Genomic DNA, 16,196 nt, shown 5'->3' with positions numbered 1-16,196 from the left:
TCGCCTAGCCGTCAATAGATTTTTGAGCTACGCTCACATTTATTTCCCCACGTTTCCCGCCAATGTCGACGCAAACCACCGCCACCGGCCGCCGCGCGCCCGCCGGCGTCAAATCGCAGCAGCGCGTGAAGGACATCCTGCAGGCGGGGCGCGACGTCTTCGCCGAGAAAGGCTACGACGCCGCGACGAGCGCCGAGATCGCGCAGCGCGCGGGCATTTCGGAAGCGACGGTGTTCAGCTATTTCAGCGGCAAGCGCGAGTTGTGCGCGCGCGTCATCGCGGATTGGTACGACGAAATCATCGATGCGTTCGAGAGCGGCCTCCCGCGCGACGGCTCCGTGAGGCAGCAGTTCGCGTTCATCGTCAGAACGCACATGCGGCTGATGCTGATGAACGGCACCGGGTTGTGCGCGCTCGTGCTGTCCGAAGGCCGCACGAAGCAGCACGATCTCTCCGACACGCTGACCGAGCTGCAGCGCCGCTACACCGCGCCGCTGATGGACGTGCTCGCGCGCGGCCAGGCGCTCGGCCACGTGCGCGCCGACATGCCGTTGCGTCTGTTGCGCTCGCTCGTTTTCGGGCCGATGGAGCACGTCCTGTGGGACGCGACGCTCGCGAAGCGCCGCCTGAGTCAGACTCAGATCGAGACGACGGCGAACGAATTGGTGGAAGTATTGTGGGCGGCGCTGCAGCCGCCGAACGCGCAACTGGCGGCGCTCGCGCAGTTCCGGCAGGACGTCGAGGAAGCGTCGCGGCGCTTCGAAGCGAGCGCCGCGCGCGAGAAACCTACTTCTTGACGAAGCGCAGCGCGAGCCGCGCGAGTTTCGGCACGGTGGTCGGACGCAGCAGGCGCGCGTCGTAACCGCCCATGCGGCGATCATTTTCGGCGAGACACAGTTCGATCAGCGAGCGAACCGATACATCGCCCGCGACCGAATCGCCGACATTCGCCGGAAAGTTCGCATCCTGCGCCGCGCCGCTCTTGTCGAAGCCGCGCGCGAGCGAGATGCGGTCGCGAATCAGCGAAATCCACACGCTCGCGGTCTTGATCAGGAACCACGGCTTGCGATACCAAGGCAGACTCCGCCGATACCACGCGACCCAGTTCGCGAAAAACAGGATGTGCCGCGCCTCTTCCTGAATCACCGGCTCGAAGGTTTCGACGAGTTCCTCGGGAAAGTAACCCGATTGTCGCGCCGCCTCGAATAGGCCGAACGCGAAAAAACTGTCGATGCACTCGCTGTAACCCGTGAGCATCCACGCGCGCAATGCATCGTCGGGAGCGGGATACGGCGGTTCGGGCGCGAGCTCGATGCCATATGCCTCGACGAGCTTCGACAGCACCAGCTTGTGCCGCGCTTCCTCGCCGCCGTTCATGCGCAAGGCTTCGCGCAATTGCGGATCGCCGACGGTGCCCGCGTAGGTCGCGACGCGGATCGACGCGCGCCCTTCCGTCTGCACCGCGATATCCCAGATCGGCAGCGAAGTCACGCGCTTCAACGCCGCGGGATCGAGCTTCGGCCAGTCGATGACGGCCGGCTTGTACGGATTGTGCGTCGTCAGCAACATCTCGCAGAACATGCGCTTGTGCAGGTCCGAACCGATCGGAATCTTCCCCGTCGACCGGTACGTCCAGTTGCGCATCGCATGATCTGCTTCCACCGGGTTGAGCGTGTCGGACATATTCGAATATTGGCCGCCGAATGGGTAGGTCCTGCGGATTTTGGCATACAGGACGCTGACTCGCAGCATCATGCGCGCATTTTCGCCTATCGCGAGATTTTCTCCAGCGCGAGATCGCGCGTTCGCGGGCCCATGAAACCGATCGCGGCCATCACGATCAGCATCGCCGACGCGATGAACACGAACACGCCCGTCGTCCCGAAACCCTTCAGCACGCCCGCGATGATGAACGACGTGAAAATCGCGGAGAAACGGCTCCACGAATACACGAAACCGACGGCGCGCGCGCGGATGCTCGTCGGAAAGAGTTCGGTCTGATACGCGTGATAGCTGTACGACATGATGTTCGCGGAGAGCGTGAGGCCGACGCCCATCGCGATCAGAAACGCCGGGTTGCCCGACTGGCTGAAGGCCAGCCCGCAGACGATGTTGAGCGCGGCCATCGCGACGATCGCGGTCTTGCGCTCGATCCTGTCGGCAATGGCGAGCCCGATGATCGGTCCGACCGGCGCGGCGATCGCAATGATGCTCGAATACATCAGGCTCGACGTCACCGTGATGCCCTGCTTGACCAGCAGCGTCGGCACCCAGTTGGCGAAGCCGTAAAAACCGACGGTCTGGAATATGTTGAAGATGATCATCATCGCGGCGCGCTTGCCGTAGGGCGGCTTCCACATGTCGGCGAACGCGCCGCGCCGCTCCGCTGTCTCGACGGCGGGTTCGGGCGGCGGCAGCGGCTTGCCGTATTCGCGCGCGACTTTCTGTTCGAGCGCGCGCATCACGCGATCGGCTTCGTCGAGGCGTCCTTTCTGCGCGAGCCAGCGCGGGCTTTCGGGCAGCGTGCGGCGAATCCACCAGACGAAGAGCGCCCCGTGCGCGCCGATGATGACGACCCAGCGCCAGCCGTCGATGCCGAAGGGCGCGCGCGGCACGAGCAGATAGGCGAGAAACGCGACCACCGGCACCGCCATGAAACCGACCGCCTGCTCGCACGCGAACGCGCGCCCGCGGATGTGTTTCGGCGCGAGTTCGGAGATATACGTGCCGATCGTCACCAGTTCCACCCCGATGCCCACGCCCGCGACGAAGCGCCAGATGTTCAGGCCGGTCGCCGTGTCCTGGAACGCCATGACGAGGTTGGCGCCGGTGTACCAGAGCAGCGAATACGTGAAGATCGCGCGCCGTCCGAAGCGGTCGGCGAGAAATCCGCAGGCGATCGTGCCGATGAAAAGCCCCGCGAACAGCGACGCGATAAAGCTCGCGACGCCCGTCATGCCGAAAAGTCCGCTGGTCGTCGGCGTGAGAATGCCGCTTTTGACGAGACCCGGCGCGACGTATCCGGAATACAGCAGATCGTAGAGCTCGAAGAAGAAACCGAGGCTCAAAAGGACGATGAGCGTCCAGACGGAGCGCGTGGCGGGCAGGCGATCGAGCCGGGCGGAAATGCTGCCGGCGGTGACGGGAAGCGCCTGTGCGTGTGCGCTGCGGGGTGTTGCCATCGGGGTGTCTCCTCATGAGGCGGGGTGCGCCGCGCGGCATCGCTGGCGCGGCGCGGTCGGACGAGGGACGAATTTTAACCGGGTGGGTAACATGAGCTGGAAGCTGAATCCCGTCGCCTCGTGCGTCACACCGATCGCCATCGGACTGCCGGGCTTCCGGAAGAACCACCCGCTCAGCCCCCGATACGAAGAAAAGCTCTAAAGCCCCGCTATCCGGGCTTTTACTAGCTCCCGAACTATTTTGGCTTGGTAACCTTCTGCCGATTCTGAACGGACACGATCCGCGGAATATCATGCTCTGGCGCCCAACGACGCGCCGGACGTCCGGTACGAGACCTTCCGGGCTGAACTGACCACCTTCTGGAGTTAAAACAGTGAAGAAACTGCTCGCGGCACTGACGATGTCCCTCCTCGCCGCCACGTCGCTCACCGCCGTCACGCCGGCGCTTGCGAAGGACTATTCGACGATCCGTTTCGGCGTCGACGCAAGCTATCCCCCGTTCGAGTCGAAGGGTTCCGACGGCAAGCTGGTCGGTTTCGACATCGATCTCGGCAATGAGATCTGCGCGCGCCTGAAGGCGAAGTGCGTGTGGGTGGAAAACGACTTCGACGGCATGATTCCCGCGCTCAAGGCGAAGAAGTTCGACGGCGTGCTTTCCTCGATGTCGATGACGCCGCAACGCGCCGAGCAGATCGCCTTCTCGAGCAAGCTCTTCAACACGCCGACGCGCCTCGTCGCGAAAAAGGGCAGCAACATCCTGCCGACGGCCGAAAGCCTGAAGGGCAAGAACGTGGGCGTCGAACAGGGCACGATCCAGGAAACCTACGCCAAGACCTACTGGGCGCCGAAGGGCGTGACGGTCACGCCGTACCAGAACCAGGACCAGGTCTATGCCGATCTGATCTCGGGCCGCCTGGACGCCGCGCTGCAAGACGCGGTGCAGGCTGAAATCGGCTTCCTGAAGACGCCGCGCGGCGCGGGCTACGACTTCGCCGGTCAAAACATCGACGATCCGAAGACGCTCGGCAACGGCGCGGGCATCGGTCTGCGCAAGGAAGACACCGATCTGAAGGCGAAGATCGACAAGGCTATCGCCGACATCATCAAGGACGGCACCTACAAGAAGCTCGAAAAGAAGTACTTCGACTTCGACGTGTACGGCAGCTAAGCCGCTCGCCACAAGCCACACCGGCTGACGAACGGGCTCCGCGCTCAAGGGCGCGGAGCCCGTTTGCTTTTCGGACAGCGGTTTTGGCGGCCGATTTCCGCTAAGATCGAACGTTCGAGACAGCGCCGACGGAAGGAGACGCCGCGGCGCGGAGCACTTTTCCGAGGCAAGACCGCGCACTCGCCTGCGCGCGACCAACATGCAAACCAGAACTCATTCCCTGATCTCGCCGACGCTCGGCACTTCCCGCAACATCACGAGTTTTCACTACGGCCCCGGCGGCGGCCAGAAAATCTACGTCCAGTCGTCGCTGCACGCGGACGAACTGCCCGGCATGCTCGTCGCATGGCGTCTGCGCCGCCAGCTCGCCGAATTCGAAGCGGCGGGCAAGCTGCGCGGCGAAGTCGTCATCGTGCCGGTGCCGAATCCGATCGGCCTGTCGCAACATCTGCACGGCACGCTGATGGGCCGCTTCGAGACCAACAGCGGCCACAACTTCAACCGCAATTTCCACGATCTCGCCGCGCTGATCGCGCCGCGCATCGAAGCGCGCCTCGGCAAGGACGCCGGCGCGAACAAGCTCGCCGTGCGCGCCGCGATGAAAGAAGCGCTCGACGAGCAGACGCCGCACACCGAGCTCGAATCGCAACGCCTCGCGCTGCAAAAGCTTTCCTTCGACGCCGATGTCGTGCTCGATCTGCACTGCGATCTCGACGCCGCGCTGCATCTCTACACCAATCCGGACATCTGGGACGAAGTCGAGCCGCTCGCGCGCTATCTCGATGCAAGAGCGTCGCTGCTCGCGCTGAATTCGGTCGGCAATCCGTTCGACGAAATCCACAGCTTCTGCTGGTCGGATTTGCGCCAGCGTTACGGCGAGCGCTTCCCGATTCCGAATGGCGGCATTTCGGTGACGGTCGAACTGCGCAGCCAGCACGACGTGTCCTACGAACTCGCGGATAAAGACGCGCAGGCCATCGTCAACTATCTGATCCACCGCGGCGTGATCGACGCGCCCGTGCCCGAGCAGCCGCCGCTCGCGTATCCGGCGACGCCGCTCGCGGGCGCGGAGCCGATCGTCGCGCCGGCGTCGGGCGTGCTCGTGTTTCGCGCGCAAGTGGGCGCGTTCATCGAAGCGGGCGAGCCGATCGCCGATATCGTCGATCCGCTCACCGATGTCGTCACCACGCTCAAGTGCACGACCTCCGGCGTGATGTACGCGCGGCATATCACGCGCTTCGCGACGGCCGGGCTGGAAGTGGCGCGCATTGCGGGCGCGAAGGCCTATCGCACGGGCTCGCTGCTGTCGGCGTAAGCGTTTCGCGGCGGATCAGAACGGCGCGAGACAGCATTGCGCCGCGACGATCTTCCACGCGCCGCCAATGTCGCCCCACGTTCGCGTGTAGCGCAAGCTGCCCGCGAACAGCGCGCCCGCGAACGTTCCCGAAAGCGTCACGCGCGTGACCGTCACGGCAAACGCGCCGTACACGCGCACGCTCTGATCCTCGACGTCCAGTTTCTCGATGCGCTGCATGCCGTAACGATGTCCGTTGAGATCGTCGGACTTCGTCCAGACCTTGCCGGTCGCATCGACGAAACTGAGGTCGTCGGCCAATAGCGCATCGAGTGCGTCCACGTCCGATGCCAGCATCGCCTTCTTCAGGCGCTCCTCCAGTTCGCGGATTCCTTGCTCGTCCATGTTTTCGCTCGCGGTGACGGAACCGAGAGCATCGCATCGGACGCGCCGAATACACAAGCGCCGATATTTCGCCATCCCTGTTGCACACGCGACACACCGCAAGGCGGCTGAAAGCACTGTCACATTTCTTTCTTTAGCGCCCGCTACATTTGCGCCCGTCGAACGCCACGCGCCATCAGAGCGCGACGCACTGCAGACACCGTCAACAACCACACCGCGAACCATCATACGGAGCTTGTTTTGAAGAAGAATCTCTTGGCGACCGCCGCGCTCGCCACCTTTGCCGCCCTCGCCGCCACGTCCGCGCAAGCGCAAAGCAGCGTAACGCTCTACGGCATCATCGACGCCGGCATCAGCTACGTGAACAACAGCACGCAAACCGCGACGCGCGCGGGCGATAAGCTCTTCAAGTACGACGACGGCGTCGCGCAAGGCAGCCGTTGGGGCCTGAAGGGTTCGGAAGACCTGGGTGGCGGCCTGAAGGCGATCTTCACGTTGGAGAACGGCTTCAATAGCGGCACCGGCACGCTCGGCCAGGGCGGCGCGCTGTTCGGCCGTCAGGCATACGTCGGTCTCGCGAAGAACGACGTCGGCTCGCTGACCTTCGGCCGTCAATATTCGTTCTCGACCGATTACCTCGGCAGCAACTATTCGATCGGCGGCCAGACGCTCGCGGGCAACTACGCGTATCACATGAACGACGTCGACCAGCTGACGTCGAGCCGCATCAACAACGCGGTCAAGTTCAGCAGCGCGAGCTTCTACGGCGTGACGTTCGGCGCGATGTACGGCTTCTCGAACCAGGCAGGCGCGTTCGCGGGCACGCCCAACACGACCGTCGGCACGACCACGACGGCGGGTTCGTCGCGCGCGTACAGCTTCGGCCTGAACTACAAGGCGGGTCCGTTCGGCATCGGCGCGGCGTACACCGACATCCGCTATCCGGCGGCATCGACGCCCGCGTTCAGCACGGCCGTCGCGAACATCCAGACGATGGGCACCGCGAACGCCGGCAAGGATCTGCGCACGTTCGGCGTCGGCGCGAACTACGCGTTCGGCGCGGCGACCGTGTTCGGCCTGTGGACCAACACGCTGTTCGAGCCGATCAACGGCGCGAGCTCCAAGCTCAACGCGTTCGATATCGGCGGCAAGTACAGCTTCACGTCGGCGCTGTCGGCCGGCCTCGGCTACTCGTACCTGAACATGACGGGCAACTCGAGCGGCCACTGGAACCAGGTCGACGCGAGCGTCGACTACGCGCTTTCCAAGCGCACCGATGTGTACGTGCTCGGCATCTATCAGAAGGCTTCGGGTTCGAACCGCGGCGTCGAGAATCAGGCGTCGATCGGTTCGTCGTCGTCGAGCTACTTCGGCACGTCGGGTCTGGGCGAAGACGATCAGCTTGCGTTCCGCATCGGCATCCGCCACAAGTTCTGAGCTTGCTTCCTGAGTTGACATGAGATCGGGCCGCCAGACGTATCGGGCGGCCCGATTTGTTTACCTCTTGTCGGACTTCTTGCCGACGGCCTTGTTATAGCGCTCGATGTACTCGTCCATCAGCTTGCGGATCGCGCGGCCGATCTGCATGTAGTCGCTCTCGTTCAGATTCGCGAGCGACACGCGCCCCGACGGATGCTGCGTGCCGAAGCCGCGCCCCGGCAGCAGCACGACACGCGCTTCTTTCGCGAGCCTGAAGAGCATCTCCGAAGGCTCCGTGTTCTTGACGACCCAGTCGACCAGTTCGCGGCCGTGCCTGCGCTCGCCGAGATATTCGATATCGAGGATCGTGTAGTAATCGACCTCGTTCTTGTCCTCTTCTTCGAGCGCGATGCCGATCTCGCGATACAGCGCCTGCTTGCGGCTGCGGATCAGGCGCTTCAACGCGTTCTTGTACGCGTCGGGCGTGTCCATCAGCGAGAAGAGCGAGAACAGCACCATCTGCACCTGCTGCGGCGTCGACAATCCCGCCGTGTGATTCAGCGCGACGGTACGGCTGTCCGCAACCAGCCGGTCGATGAACTTGAGCTTGTCGGGCTCCGTCGTGATCGATTCGTAGCGTTCGTGAAGCTCCGCCCGTTTGTCCTTCGGCAGCGCGGCGAGCTGCTTGTCGAGCACGTTGTCGCGATGCGTCGCGATCGCGCCGAGACGCCAGCCGGTCGCGCCGAAATACTTGGAATACGAATAAACGAGGATCGTGTTCTTCGGGCACAACGCGAACAGCGACACGAAATCGTCGGCGAAGGTGCCGTAGACGTCGTCGGTCAGAAGGATCAGATCGGGCCGCTCTTTCACGATCTCCGCGATGTATTCGAGGCTTTCGTCGTCCATCTTCACCGATGGCGGATTGCTCGGATTCACGAGGAAAAACGCCTTCACTTTCGGATCGCGCAGCTTGTCGAGCTCGGCCTTCGAGTATTGCCAGCCGCGGGCGACGTCCGCCTCCAGATTGACGACCTTCAGCTTGTAATCGTTCAGGCGCGGAATCTCGATGTACGGCGTGAAGATCGGGGTGCCGAGCGCGATCGTGTCGCCGGGCGCGATCAGGAAGTTCTCGCGCATCGTGTTGAAGATGTAGGTCATCGCGGCGGTGCCGCCTTCGACCGCGAAGACATCGAATTCGCCGACGAACGGATGCTTGCCGATCATCTCGCGCCGCAGATATTGCGCGACGATCTGCTCCGACAGCTTCAGCATGCGGTCCGGCACGGGATAGTTCGATCCGAGGATGCCTTCGCACATCTCATAGAGAAAGTCGCCCGCGTTCAGGCCCAGCTGATCGCGCACATACGACACCGCGCCCGCAAGAAACGCGATGCCCGGCACGCCCTTGTTCTCGCGCGCGAAAATCTCGAAGCGCTCTTCGAGCCCTTCGCGCTTCGGAAAACCGCCGACGCCTTCCGGCATGTACGCGAACGAGCGCTCGGACTCGCGCATCGCGAAGAGGCCGAGTTGCCAGAAACCATGACGCGGTATCGTCGCGAGAAAGTTCGGATTGCCGCGCCCCGCATTGAGCATCGCGAGATTGGCCGGACGCTCGACCGCCCCGCCGCCCGCCGCCTTGATGAGCTCGTCCTTCAGCTCGAACGGGCTGAGCGCCGCCATGCCGGCGCGGTCGTTGGAACCCGATTTATCGGACTTTGCCATCCAACACCTCCAGAATTGATGATGGAAACAATGCGACAGGAAGACCGCGTCACGTCAGCAGCATCACGATGACCATGCCCCAGATCGTGAGCAGCGTATTGCCGACCGCGTACGTCACCGTGTAGCCGAGGCCCGGCACCTGGCTCTTCGCGGCGTCGCAGATCATGCCGAGCGCGGCGGTGGTCGTGCGCGCGCCGGCGCAGATGCCGAGCAGGATCGCGGGATGAAACTTGAACACGTACTTCGCGATGTACATGCCGATGATGAGCGGCACCGCCGACGCGAAAATGCCCCACAGAAAGAGACTCACGCCGAGCTTCTGCAAGCCCGCGACGAAGCCCGGCCCCGCCGAAATCCCCACGACCGCGATAAAGACGTTCAGGCCGACTGAGTTCATGAACCAGATCGTCGGCGACGGAATGCGGCCGAACGTCGGATGGATCGCGCGCAGCCAGCCGAACACGATGCCCGCGATGAGCGCGCCGCCCGCCGTCGACAGCGTGAGCGGAATCGCGCCGACATGCAGCACGAGCGCGCCGATCAACGCGCCGAGCGTGATCGCGAGGCCGACGAACGCCATGTCGGCGGCGTCGGTCGGACGGTCGAGCACGCCGATCGCCTTCGCCGCCGCCGACGTGTCCTGCGTCCGGCCGACGAGCGTGATCGTGTCGCCGCGATGCAGCTTCGTGCTCGGCAGAATCGGTATCTGCGTTTCGGTCGCGCCGCGCTTGATCTTGCGCAGAAACACGCCGCGCGACGCGGGCATATGCGCGAGCTCCTGCAGCGTCTTGCCGTCGACGGCCTTGCTCGTCACGTAGATATCGACGCCTTCGATCGGCACGGCGAGCAGTTCGGCGTCGTCCACTTCGGTCGCGACGCCGCCGAGCAGATCGACGAGCAGCTCGCGCCGCCCGGAGACCGCGACGACATCGCCCGGTTGCAGCACGTCGTCGATCTTCGCTTCCTGAATGGTTCCGCCCCGCCGAATCCGCTCGATGAAGAGCCGCGCGCCTTCCGGCTCCAGCGCTTCGGCCTGCGCGACCGACATGCCCGCCGCGCGCCCGTGCTCGGCCACGCGATACGCGCGCAGTTCGAACTTGTGCCACGCCTGCCCCGCGCCGCCGAGATCGCCGCCGCCGCCGAGCGTCGCCTCGTATTCCTTGCAGGCCGCGACGAGGTCGATGTTGAGCAGCTTCGGCCCGAGCATCGCGAGAATCAGCGCGGAGCCGATCGTCCCGAAGATATAGGTCACGGCGTATGCGGTCGGCATCGCGTCGAGCAGCGCCTTCGCCTGATCCGGCGGCAGGCCGAGCCGGTTGATGGCGTCGGTGGCAAGGCCCATCGAAGCGGAAATCGTCTGCGAGCCCGCGAACAGGCCCGCCGCCGAGCCGACGTCATAACCCGCGATCTTCGCCGCCGCGTAAGGCGCCGCGAGGCACAGCACGCACTGGATGACGGAGAAGATCGCCTGCGGCAAGCCGTCTTTCGCGATGCCGCGCACGAACTGCGGACCGACGCCGTAACCGACGGCGAACAGGAACATCAGAAAGAAGACCGATTTGACGTTCGACGAAATGGTGATGCCTAGTTGCCCGATGGCGATGGCCGCGAGCAAGGTCGCCGTCACGGCGCCGAGGCTGAAGCCGCGAAAGCTTTTTCCGCCGACCCAATAGCCGACGCCGAGCGACAGAAAGATGGCGATTTCAGGATAACTGCGCAGTGTTGCCGTAAGCCAGGACATAGGCACTCCTTTGCGGTATGAGCCGCTCGCACATCAGCGATGAAGGGAATGAATGATCCGAACGCCAGCAATACACTATTTGGTGCAGCTTTGAAACCATCAATGAAAACAGCGGCCGGAGCCGCTCTTTTCATCGAGACGCTAACTTCGACGCGTCTTATTCCGCCGTTTCGAGCAACGGGTAATCCGTATAGCCCTTCGCGCCCGGCGCATAGAACGTCGACGTGTCCCAGTTGTTGAGATCGGCATCGACTTCGAAGCGGCGCACCAGATCCGCATTCGCGATGAAGGGCTTGCCCCACGCGACGGCATCGGCGTCGCCGCGGGCGATGATCGCTTCGGCGCTGGCCTTCGTGAAGCCTTCGTTGGCGATATACACGCCGCCGAACGCCTTCTTCAATTGCGGCCCGAGGCTGTCGGCGGCTTCATGCTCGCGTGCCGCGATGAACGCGATCTTGCGGCGGCCCAGTTCACGCGCGACGTAACCGAAGGTCGCGGCGCGATCGCTGTCGCCCATCGTGTGCGAATCCGCGCGCGGTGCAAGATGCACGCCGACGCGATCCGCGCCCCAAACTTCGATAGCCTGATCGACGACTTCGAGCAGCAGGCGCGCACGATTTTCGATCGGGCCGCCGTAGGCGTCGGTACGCTTGTTCGTGCTGTCCTGCAGGAACTGGTCGAGCAGATAGCCGTTCGCGCCGTGCACTTCGACGCCGTCGAAGCCCGCGCGCTTCGCGTTTTCCGCGCCCTTGCGGTACGCCGCGACGACACCGGCGATTTCATCCAGTTCGAGCGCGCGCGGCGTCACGTACGGACGCTGCGGACGCACGAGGCTCACGTGTCCTCCCGCCGCGATCGCGCTCGGCGCGACCGGCAGTTCGCCATTCAAAAAGATCGGATCGGAAATGCGGCCGACGTGCCACAGTTGCAGGAAGATCTTGCCGCCCGCTTCGTGCACGGCCTTCGTGACGAGCTTCCAGCCTTCCACTTGCTCGTCGGACCAGATGCCCGGCGTGTCGGCATAGCCGACGCCTTGCGGCGTCACCGACGTCGCTTCGCTCAGAATCAGCCCCGCCGATGCGCGGTCTGCGTAGTACTGCGCCATCAACGCGTTCGGCACGCGTTCGACGCCCGCGCGCTGACGCGTGAGCGGCGCCATGATGATGCGGTTCTTCAACGTGAGTGCGCCAACTTTAAGCGGATCGAAAAGAGTCGACATGAATTGGATTCCTAATGAAATTGAAAGCAGACTTTCACCGAATGGCAAGCAAGCTCAGAGATTCCCGATGGAATCGCGAAACGCCTGAATGACCGCTTCGTCGCGCTTGAAGAACACCCACTGTCCAACGCGCTTCGTGGTGACGAGTCCGGCTTTGTGCAAGGTCGCGAGATGCGCCGAAACGGTGGACTGCGACATGCCGCAGCGCCCATCGATCTGACCCGCGCAAACGCCGTGCACGTGCGGCAATTCCTGATCAGGGAAATGCAGCTCGGGTTCCTTCAGCCATTCCAGAATCTCGCGGCGAAGGGGGTTGGCGAGGGCCTTGTGAATTGCGTCGATGTCCATTTCGTTGCTCGTGCGTCTGACGGACGGAACGTGCAGCCTGTTCCGAATCGTCTTGCTGCGAAGTATATATCGTAAATTTACGATATGCAAACCCCGCCGAATGCGTCGATGTGCGACATGCCGCCGCGCCGCGCCGTCTGGTACGCTCCCCGGTTTCATCGGCTGCAAGAAGACTGCACAACCCTTATGGATACTCCTTTCAATGAACGTGGCGTGACGCTTTCGCGCGCCGGACTCTCGGCGTCCGGTCAGATGATTCCGCTGCGCGATCTGCGCGCCGCGCGCGTCGTGATGATCCCGCGCCAGAAGCCGTTGCCGGTCATCATCGCGCTGATCGGGCTGATCGTGCTCGGCGCGGGCATCTTCACCGGCTCGGGCGCGGCGCTCGTGCTCGGCGTGATGATCGTCGTCGTGGGTTATCTCACCTGGATCACGCAGGACGTGATCTATCAGTTGATGGTCGCGACGCCCGACGGCGAGCGCGAAGTGCTCATCACGAAGGATCAGGAATTCGCGGACAAGGTCGCGGCGCTCGTCGGCGAGGCGGTCGCGAAACATGCGGCGAGCGCAGGCGCGAAGTCATCGCAAGCCTGATCTTGATGCGCCGTTTACACGGCGGCGCGCTTCTTTAGCCCGGCCTTTAGGCGCGCGGCGCTAGAGTGCGGGCATCGCCACAACGAGCCGTCGCCGGACGGCTTCCATCGATGGATATCCGCACATTCGACTCGATCGCTCTTTCGCGCGTGGTCAACGGCGGCTCGCCGCGCCGCCGCGAAGCACGCCACTGCGTCGCGTTCGATCTCACCGTTCCGGGACTGGATTCGTCGGCCGCACGCGACATGCTCGCGTATGCGTTCGGCGCGGGCACGCAGGCTTATATCGTGGAGACGAGCCGCCTCCGCGATTGCACCACGCTCCATGTCGAGACCGATCGCGATGACATCAACGATGTCATCGGCACGCTCACCGCGCATTTTCCCAACGCAACGCTCGGCCGCGTGACGCGCATTACGCGCATCACACGGCGCTGAACGCGTCGTCAGGTGATCTGCAACGGCTCGACGTGCCAGATGTCGCGCGCATACTCCGCGATCGTGCGGTCCGACGAAAAAATGCCCATGCCCGCGACGTTCTCGATCGCGCTCCGCGTCCACGCATCCTTGTCGCGGTACTTGAGATCGACTTCGGTCTGCGTCTTGTCGAAGCTGTCGAAATCGGCGAGCACCATGTAGTGATCGCCCCAGTCCACGAGCGTATGGAAGATGTCGTAGAAACGGTGCGGCTCTTCCGGCGAGAAGTGCCCGAGTCGAATCTGGTCGAGCGCGACTTTGAGCTCCGCGTTTTCCTCGTAAATCTGCCGTGGCCGATAACCCGCCGCGCGCAACGATTCGATCTCGTCGGTCGTGTTGCCGAAGATGAAAATATTCTCGCGCCCCACGGCATCGCAGATCTCGATGTTCGCGCCATCGAGCGTGCCGATTGTCAGTGCGCCGTTCAACGCGAGCTTCATGTTGCCGGTGCCCGATGCTTCGGTGCCCGCCATCGAAATCTGCTCCGACAGATCCGCCGCCGGAATGATGAGCTCGGCCACGGAAACGCCGTAGTTCGGAATAAAGCCGACCTTCAGCCGATCGCCGATGAGCGGGTCCGTGTTGATCTTGCGGGACACATCGTTGATGAGCTTGATGATGTTCTTCGCCATCTTGTACGCGGACGCCGCCTTGCCCGCGAACATCACGACGCGCGGCGTCCAGTCCTGCTCCGGATTTTCGCGGATGCGGTTATAGCGCACGATCACATACAGGATGTTGAGCAATTGCCGCTTGTATTCGTGGATGCGCTTCACCTGCAGATCGAACAGCGCTTCCGGATTGATGATCGCGTTGGCGTCCCGTTTCGCGCGTTCCACGAGCCGCAGCTTGTTGGCGAACTTCGCATCGTGAAAGGCCTTGCAGAACTCCGGATCGTCGCGCCATTCGCGCAGCCTGCCGAGTTCGAAGAGATCGGTGCGCCAGCGCGGCCCGAGCCGCTTGTCGATCAGCGATGACAGCGACGGACTCGCCTGCGCGAGCCATCGGCGCGGCGTGATGCCGTTCGTCACGTTCGTGAAGCGCTCCGGATACATGCGCGCGAAGTCGGAGAAGATGTTCTGCACCATCAGTTGCGAGTGCAGCTTCGATACGCCGTTCACCTTGTGACTCGCGACGATCGCGAGATGCGCCATGCGCACGCGCCGCTGGCCGAATTCATCGACGAGCGAGATGCGCCGAATCAGTTCGACATCGCGCCCGAACTTCTCGGTGACTTGCTTCAGGAACTGCGCGTTGATCTCGAAGATGATCTCCAGATGCCGCGGCAGCAAGCGCGCGAGCATCTCGACGTCCCATGTTTCGAGCGCTTCGGGCATCAGCGTGTGATTCGTGTAGGAGAACATCTGCTGCACGAGCTTCCACGCCTTGTCCCACGGCAGATGATGCCGATCGACGAGCAGGCGCATCAGCTCCGGAATCGCGAGCACCGGATGCGTGTCGTTCAGATGCACGGCGACCTTTTCCGCGAGCCGACCGAAGTGCGTATGCGTGCGCTGATAGCGGCGTATCAGATCCTGCATCGTCGCGGAGACGAAGAAGTATTCCTGACGCAGACGCAACTCGCGTCCGGCCTGAGTCGAGTCGTCGGGATACAAGAGACGCGACACATGTTCCGATGTGTTCTTCGCCTCCACCGCGCGCCGATAGTCGCCCTGATTGAACGCGGAGAGATCGAACTCGTCGGTTGCGCGCGCGGACCACAGGCGCAGCGTGTTGGTGGCCGTTGTCGCGAAGCCGGGAATGACCGTGTCGTAGGCCATCGCGTTGACGTGCTCGGTGTCGATCCAGTCGGTGCGATCGTCATGTTGCACCGTGCGCCCGCCGAAATGCACGGTGTACACGACTTCGGGCCGCGGAAACTCCCACGGATTGCCCGCGCGCAGCCAGTAATCGGGCATCTCGACCTGATTGCCGTCGACGATCGTCTGACGGAACATTCCGTATTCGTAACGGATGCCATAGCCGAAGCCCGGCACGCCGACCGTCGCCATCGAATCGAGGAAACAGGCCGCAAGGCGTCCGAGGCCGCCATTGCCGAGCGCGGCGTCCGGCTCGAGTTCCTCGAGCGCCGCGAGATCGACGCCCAAGCCGGCGAGCGCATCGCGCACTTCGTCGTAGATGCCTAGCGCGAGCAGCGCATTGCTGAAAGTTCTGCCGATGAGAAATTCCATCGACAGATAGTAGACGCGTTTCACGTCCTGTTCGTATTGGAGCCGCGTGGTGCGCATCCAGCGCGCGACGAGACGATCCCGCACGGCCAGTTCAGCGGCGTGAAGCCAGTCCCGCGGCTGCGCGGTGACTGCATCCTTGCCGACGCCGTACATCAGGCGGTTCGAGATGGAGCGCCTGAGCGCATCGACGGTACTGTTGAGCTGGTCGAATTCCAGATCGACGGATGTCATCGAAACCTCCGGTGTTTGCAACATATGCAACGACCGCGAAAGCCTGACGGGAGTTCAATCCGGACGCACCGAATTGGCGCCCTGCCCCGGTCTGGCGGGTGCGGACGTGCCTGAACGTGCAGGTTACGCCAGTTTTATTTTTTTTGGTATGACAAGGCGGAAACGGAGAGCGGCCCGCAAATTGCTAACGAAGAGCTTGCG

Annotated in this window: 14 protein-coding genes; 6 read left to right on the top strand and 8 right to left on the bottom strand. The window is 63.2% G+C overall.

What is annotated here, in order from left to right; genetic code table 11:
• Positions 1 to 62: 62 nt before the first annotated feature.
• Complete coding sequence (locus NCS00_RS15755; protein WP_008353774.1) at positions 63 to 797, top strand: TetR/AcrR family transcriptional regulator; 735 nt, start codon at positions 63 to 65, stop codon at positions 795 to 797.
• Here the strand turns inward: NCS00_RS15755 and NCS00_RS15750 are convergent.
• Together NCS00_RS15750 and NCS00_RS15745 are read right to left on the bottom strand one after the other, a co-directional pair.
• A complete protein-coding gene (locus tag NCS00_RS15750) occupies positions 787 to 1,683 on the bottom strand; it encodes a ferritin-like domain-containing protein (protein WP_008353775.1) in 897 nt (298 codons plus the stop codon). The two genes, NCS00_RS15755 and NCS00_RS15750, sit on opposite strands and share 11 nt — an antisense overlap.
• 86 nt (positions 1,684 to 1,769) lie before the next feature.
• A complete protein-coding gene (locus tag NCS00_RS15745; protein WP_250440464.1) occupies positions 1,770 to 3,182 on the bottom strand; it encodes an MFS transporter in 1,413 nt (470 codons plus the stop codon).
• A gap of 374 nt (positions 3,183 to 3,556) precedes the next feature.
• Between NCS00_RS15745 and NCS00_RS15740 the strand changes: the two genes are divergently transcribed.
• Both NCS00_RS15740 and NCS00_RS15735 read left to right on the top strand, forming a co-directional pair.
• Complete coding sequence (locus NCS00_RS15740) at positions 3,557 to 4,351, top strand: ABC transporter substrate-binding protein (protein ID WP_008353777.1); 795 nt, start codon at positions 3,557 to 3,559, stop codon at positions 4,349 to 4,351.
• Positions 4,352 to 4,550: 199 nt separating this feature from the next.
• Complete coding sequence (locus NCS00_RS15735) at positions 4,551 to 5,666, top strand: succinylglutamate desuccinylase/aspartoacylase family protein (protein ID WP_175979142.1); 1,116 nt, start codon at positions 4,551 to 4,553, stop codon at positions 5,664 to 5,666.
• A gap of 15 nt (positions 5,667 to 5,681) precedes the next feature.
• On the opposite strand, the gene NCS00_RS15730 is transcribed toward NCS00_RS15735, so the two are convergent.
• Positions 5,682 to 6,050, bottom strand: a complete 369-nt coding sequence (locus tag NCS00_RS15730) for a nuclear transport factor 2 family protein (RefSeq protein WP_250440463.1) — start codon at positions 6,048 to 6,050, stop codon at positions 5,682 to 5,684.
• Between the two features lie 240 nt (positions 6,051 to 6,290).
• Here NCS00_RS15730 and NCS00_RS15725 point away from each other — a divergent pair, with 240 nt between their 5' ends.
• Positions 6,291 to 7,487 (top strand): porin, encoded by a 1,197-nt coding sequence (locus NCS00_RS15725; RefSeq protein ID WP_250435571.1) that lies wholly within the window; start codon positions 6,291 to 6,293, stop codon positions 7,485 to 7,487.
• Between the two features lie 60 nt (positions 7,488 to 7,547).
• Here NCS00_RS15725 and NCS00_RS15720 read toward each other — a convergent pair whose 3' ends face one another.
• The 4 genes from NCS00_RS15720 to NCS00_RS15705 form a co-directional block, all read right to left on the bottom strand.
• On the bottom strand, positions 7,548 to 9,194 hold the full coding sequence (locus NCS00_RS15720; protein WP_250440462.1) for a bifunctional aspartate transaminase/aspartate 4-decarboxylase: 1,647 nt from the start codon (positions 9,192 to 9,194) through the stop codon (positions 7,548 to 7,550).
• 49 nt (positions 9,195 to 9,243) lie between these two features.
• Complete coding sequence (gene aspT / locus NCS00_RS15715; RefSeq protein WP_008353783.1) at positions 9,244 to 10,935, bottom strand: aspartate-alanine antiporter; 1,692 nt, start codon at positions 10,933 to 10,935, stop codon at positions 9,244 to 9,246.
• Positions 10,936 to 11,092: 157 nt separating this feature from the next.
• Positions 11,093 to 12,154 carry an alkene reductase gene (locus NCS00_RS15710; protein ID WP_008353785.1) on the bottom strand — a complete coding sequence of 354 codons (1,062 nt, stop codon included), beginning with the start codon at positions 12,152 to 12,154 and terminating at the stop codon, positions 11,093 to 11,095.
• Between the two features lie 54 nt (positions 12,155 to 12,208).
• Positions 12,209 to 12,502 (bottom strand): ArsR/SmtB family transcription factor, encoded by a 294-nt coding sequence (locus tag NCS00_RS15705; RefSeq protein ID WP_008353786.1) that lies wholly within the window; start codon positions 12,500 to 12,502, stop codon positions 12,209 to 12,211.
• Between the two features lie 186 nt (positions 12,503 to 12,688).
• On the opposite strand from NCS00_RS15705, the gene NCS00_RS15700 reads away from it, so the two are divergent.
• Both NCS00_RS15700 and NCS00_RS15695 read left to right on the top strand, forming a co-directional pair.
• On the top strand, positions 12,689 to 13,096 hold the full coding sequence (locus NCS00_RS15700) for a DUF6232 family protein (protein ID WP_250435569.1): 408 nt from the start codon (positions 12,689 to 12,691) through the stop codon (positions 13,094 to 13,096).
• Positions 13,097 to 13,206: 110 nt separating this feature from the next.
• Positions 13,207 to 13,533, top strand: coding sequence for a hypothetical protein (locus NCS00_RS15695; protein ID WP_008353788.1), 327 nt, complete (start codon positions 13,207 to 13,209; stop codon positions 13,531 to 13,533).
• Between the two features lie 8 nt (positions 13,534 to 13,541).
• Here the strand turns inward: NCS00_RS15695 and NCS00_RS15690 are convergent, their stop codons facing one another.
• Positions 13,542 to 15,995, bottom strand: coding sequence for a glycogen/starch/alpha-glucan phosphorylase (locus NCS00_RS15690; protein WP_008353789.1), 2,454 nt, complete (start codon positions 15,993 to 15,995; stop codon positions 13,542 to 13,544).
• Between the last annotated feature and the right edge of the window lie 201 nt (positions 15,996 to 16,196).

This window comes from Caballeronia sp. AZ1_KS37, from assembly GCF_023631165.1.
GTDB lineage: Bacteria > Pseudomonadota > Gammaproteobacteria > Burkholderiales > Burkholderiaceae > Caballeronia > Caballeronia zhejiangensis.
Note: the sequence above shows the minus strand (reverse complement) of the source record. Positions and strands in the feature narration are given on the sequence as shown.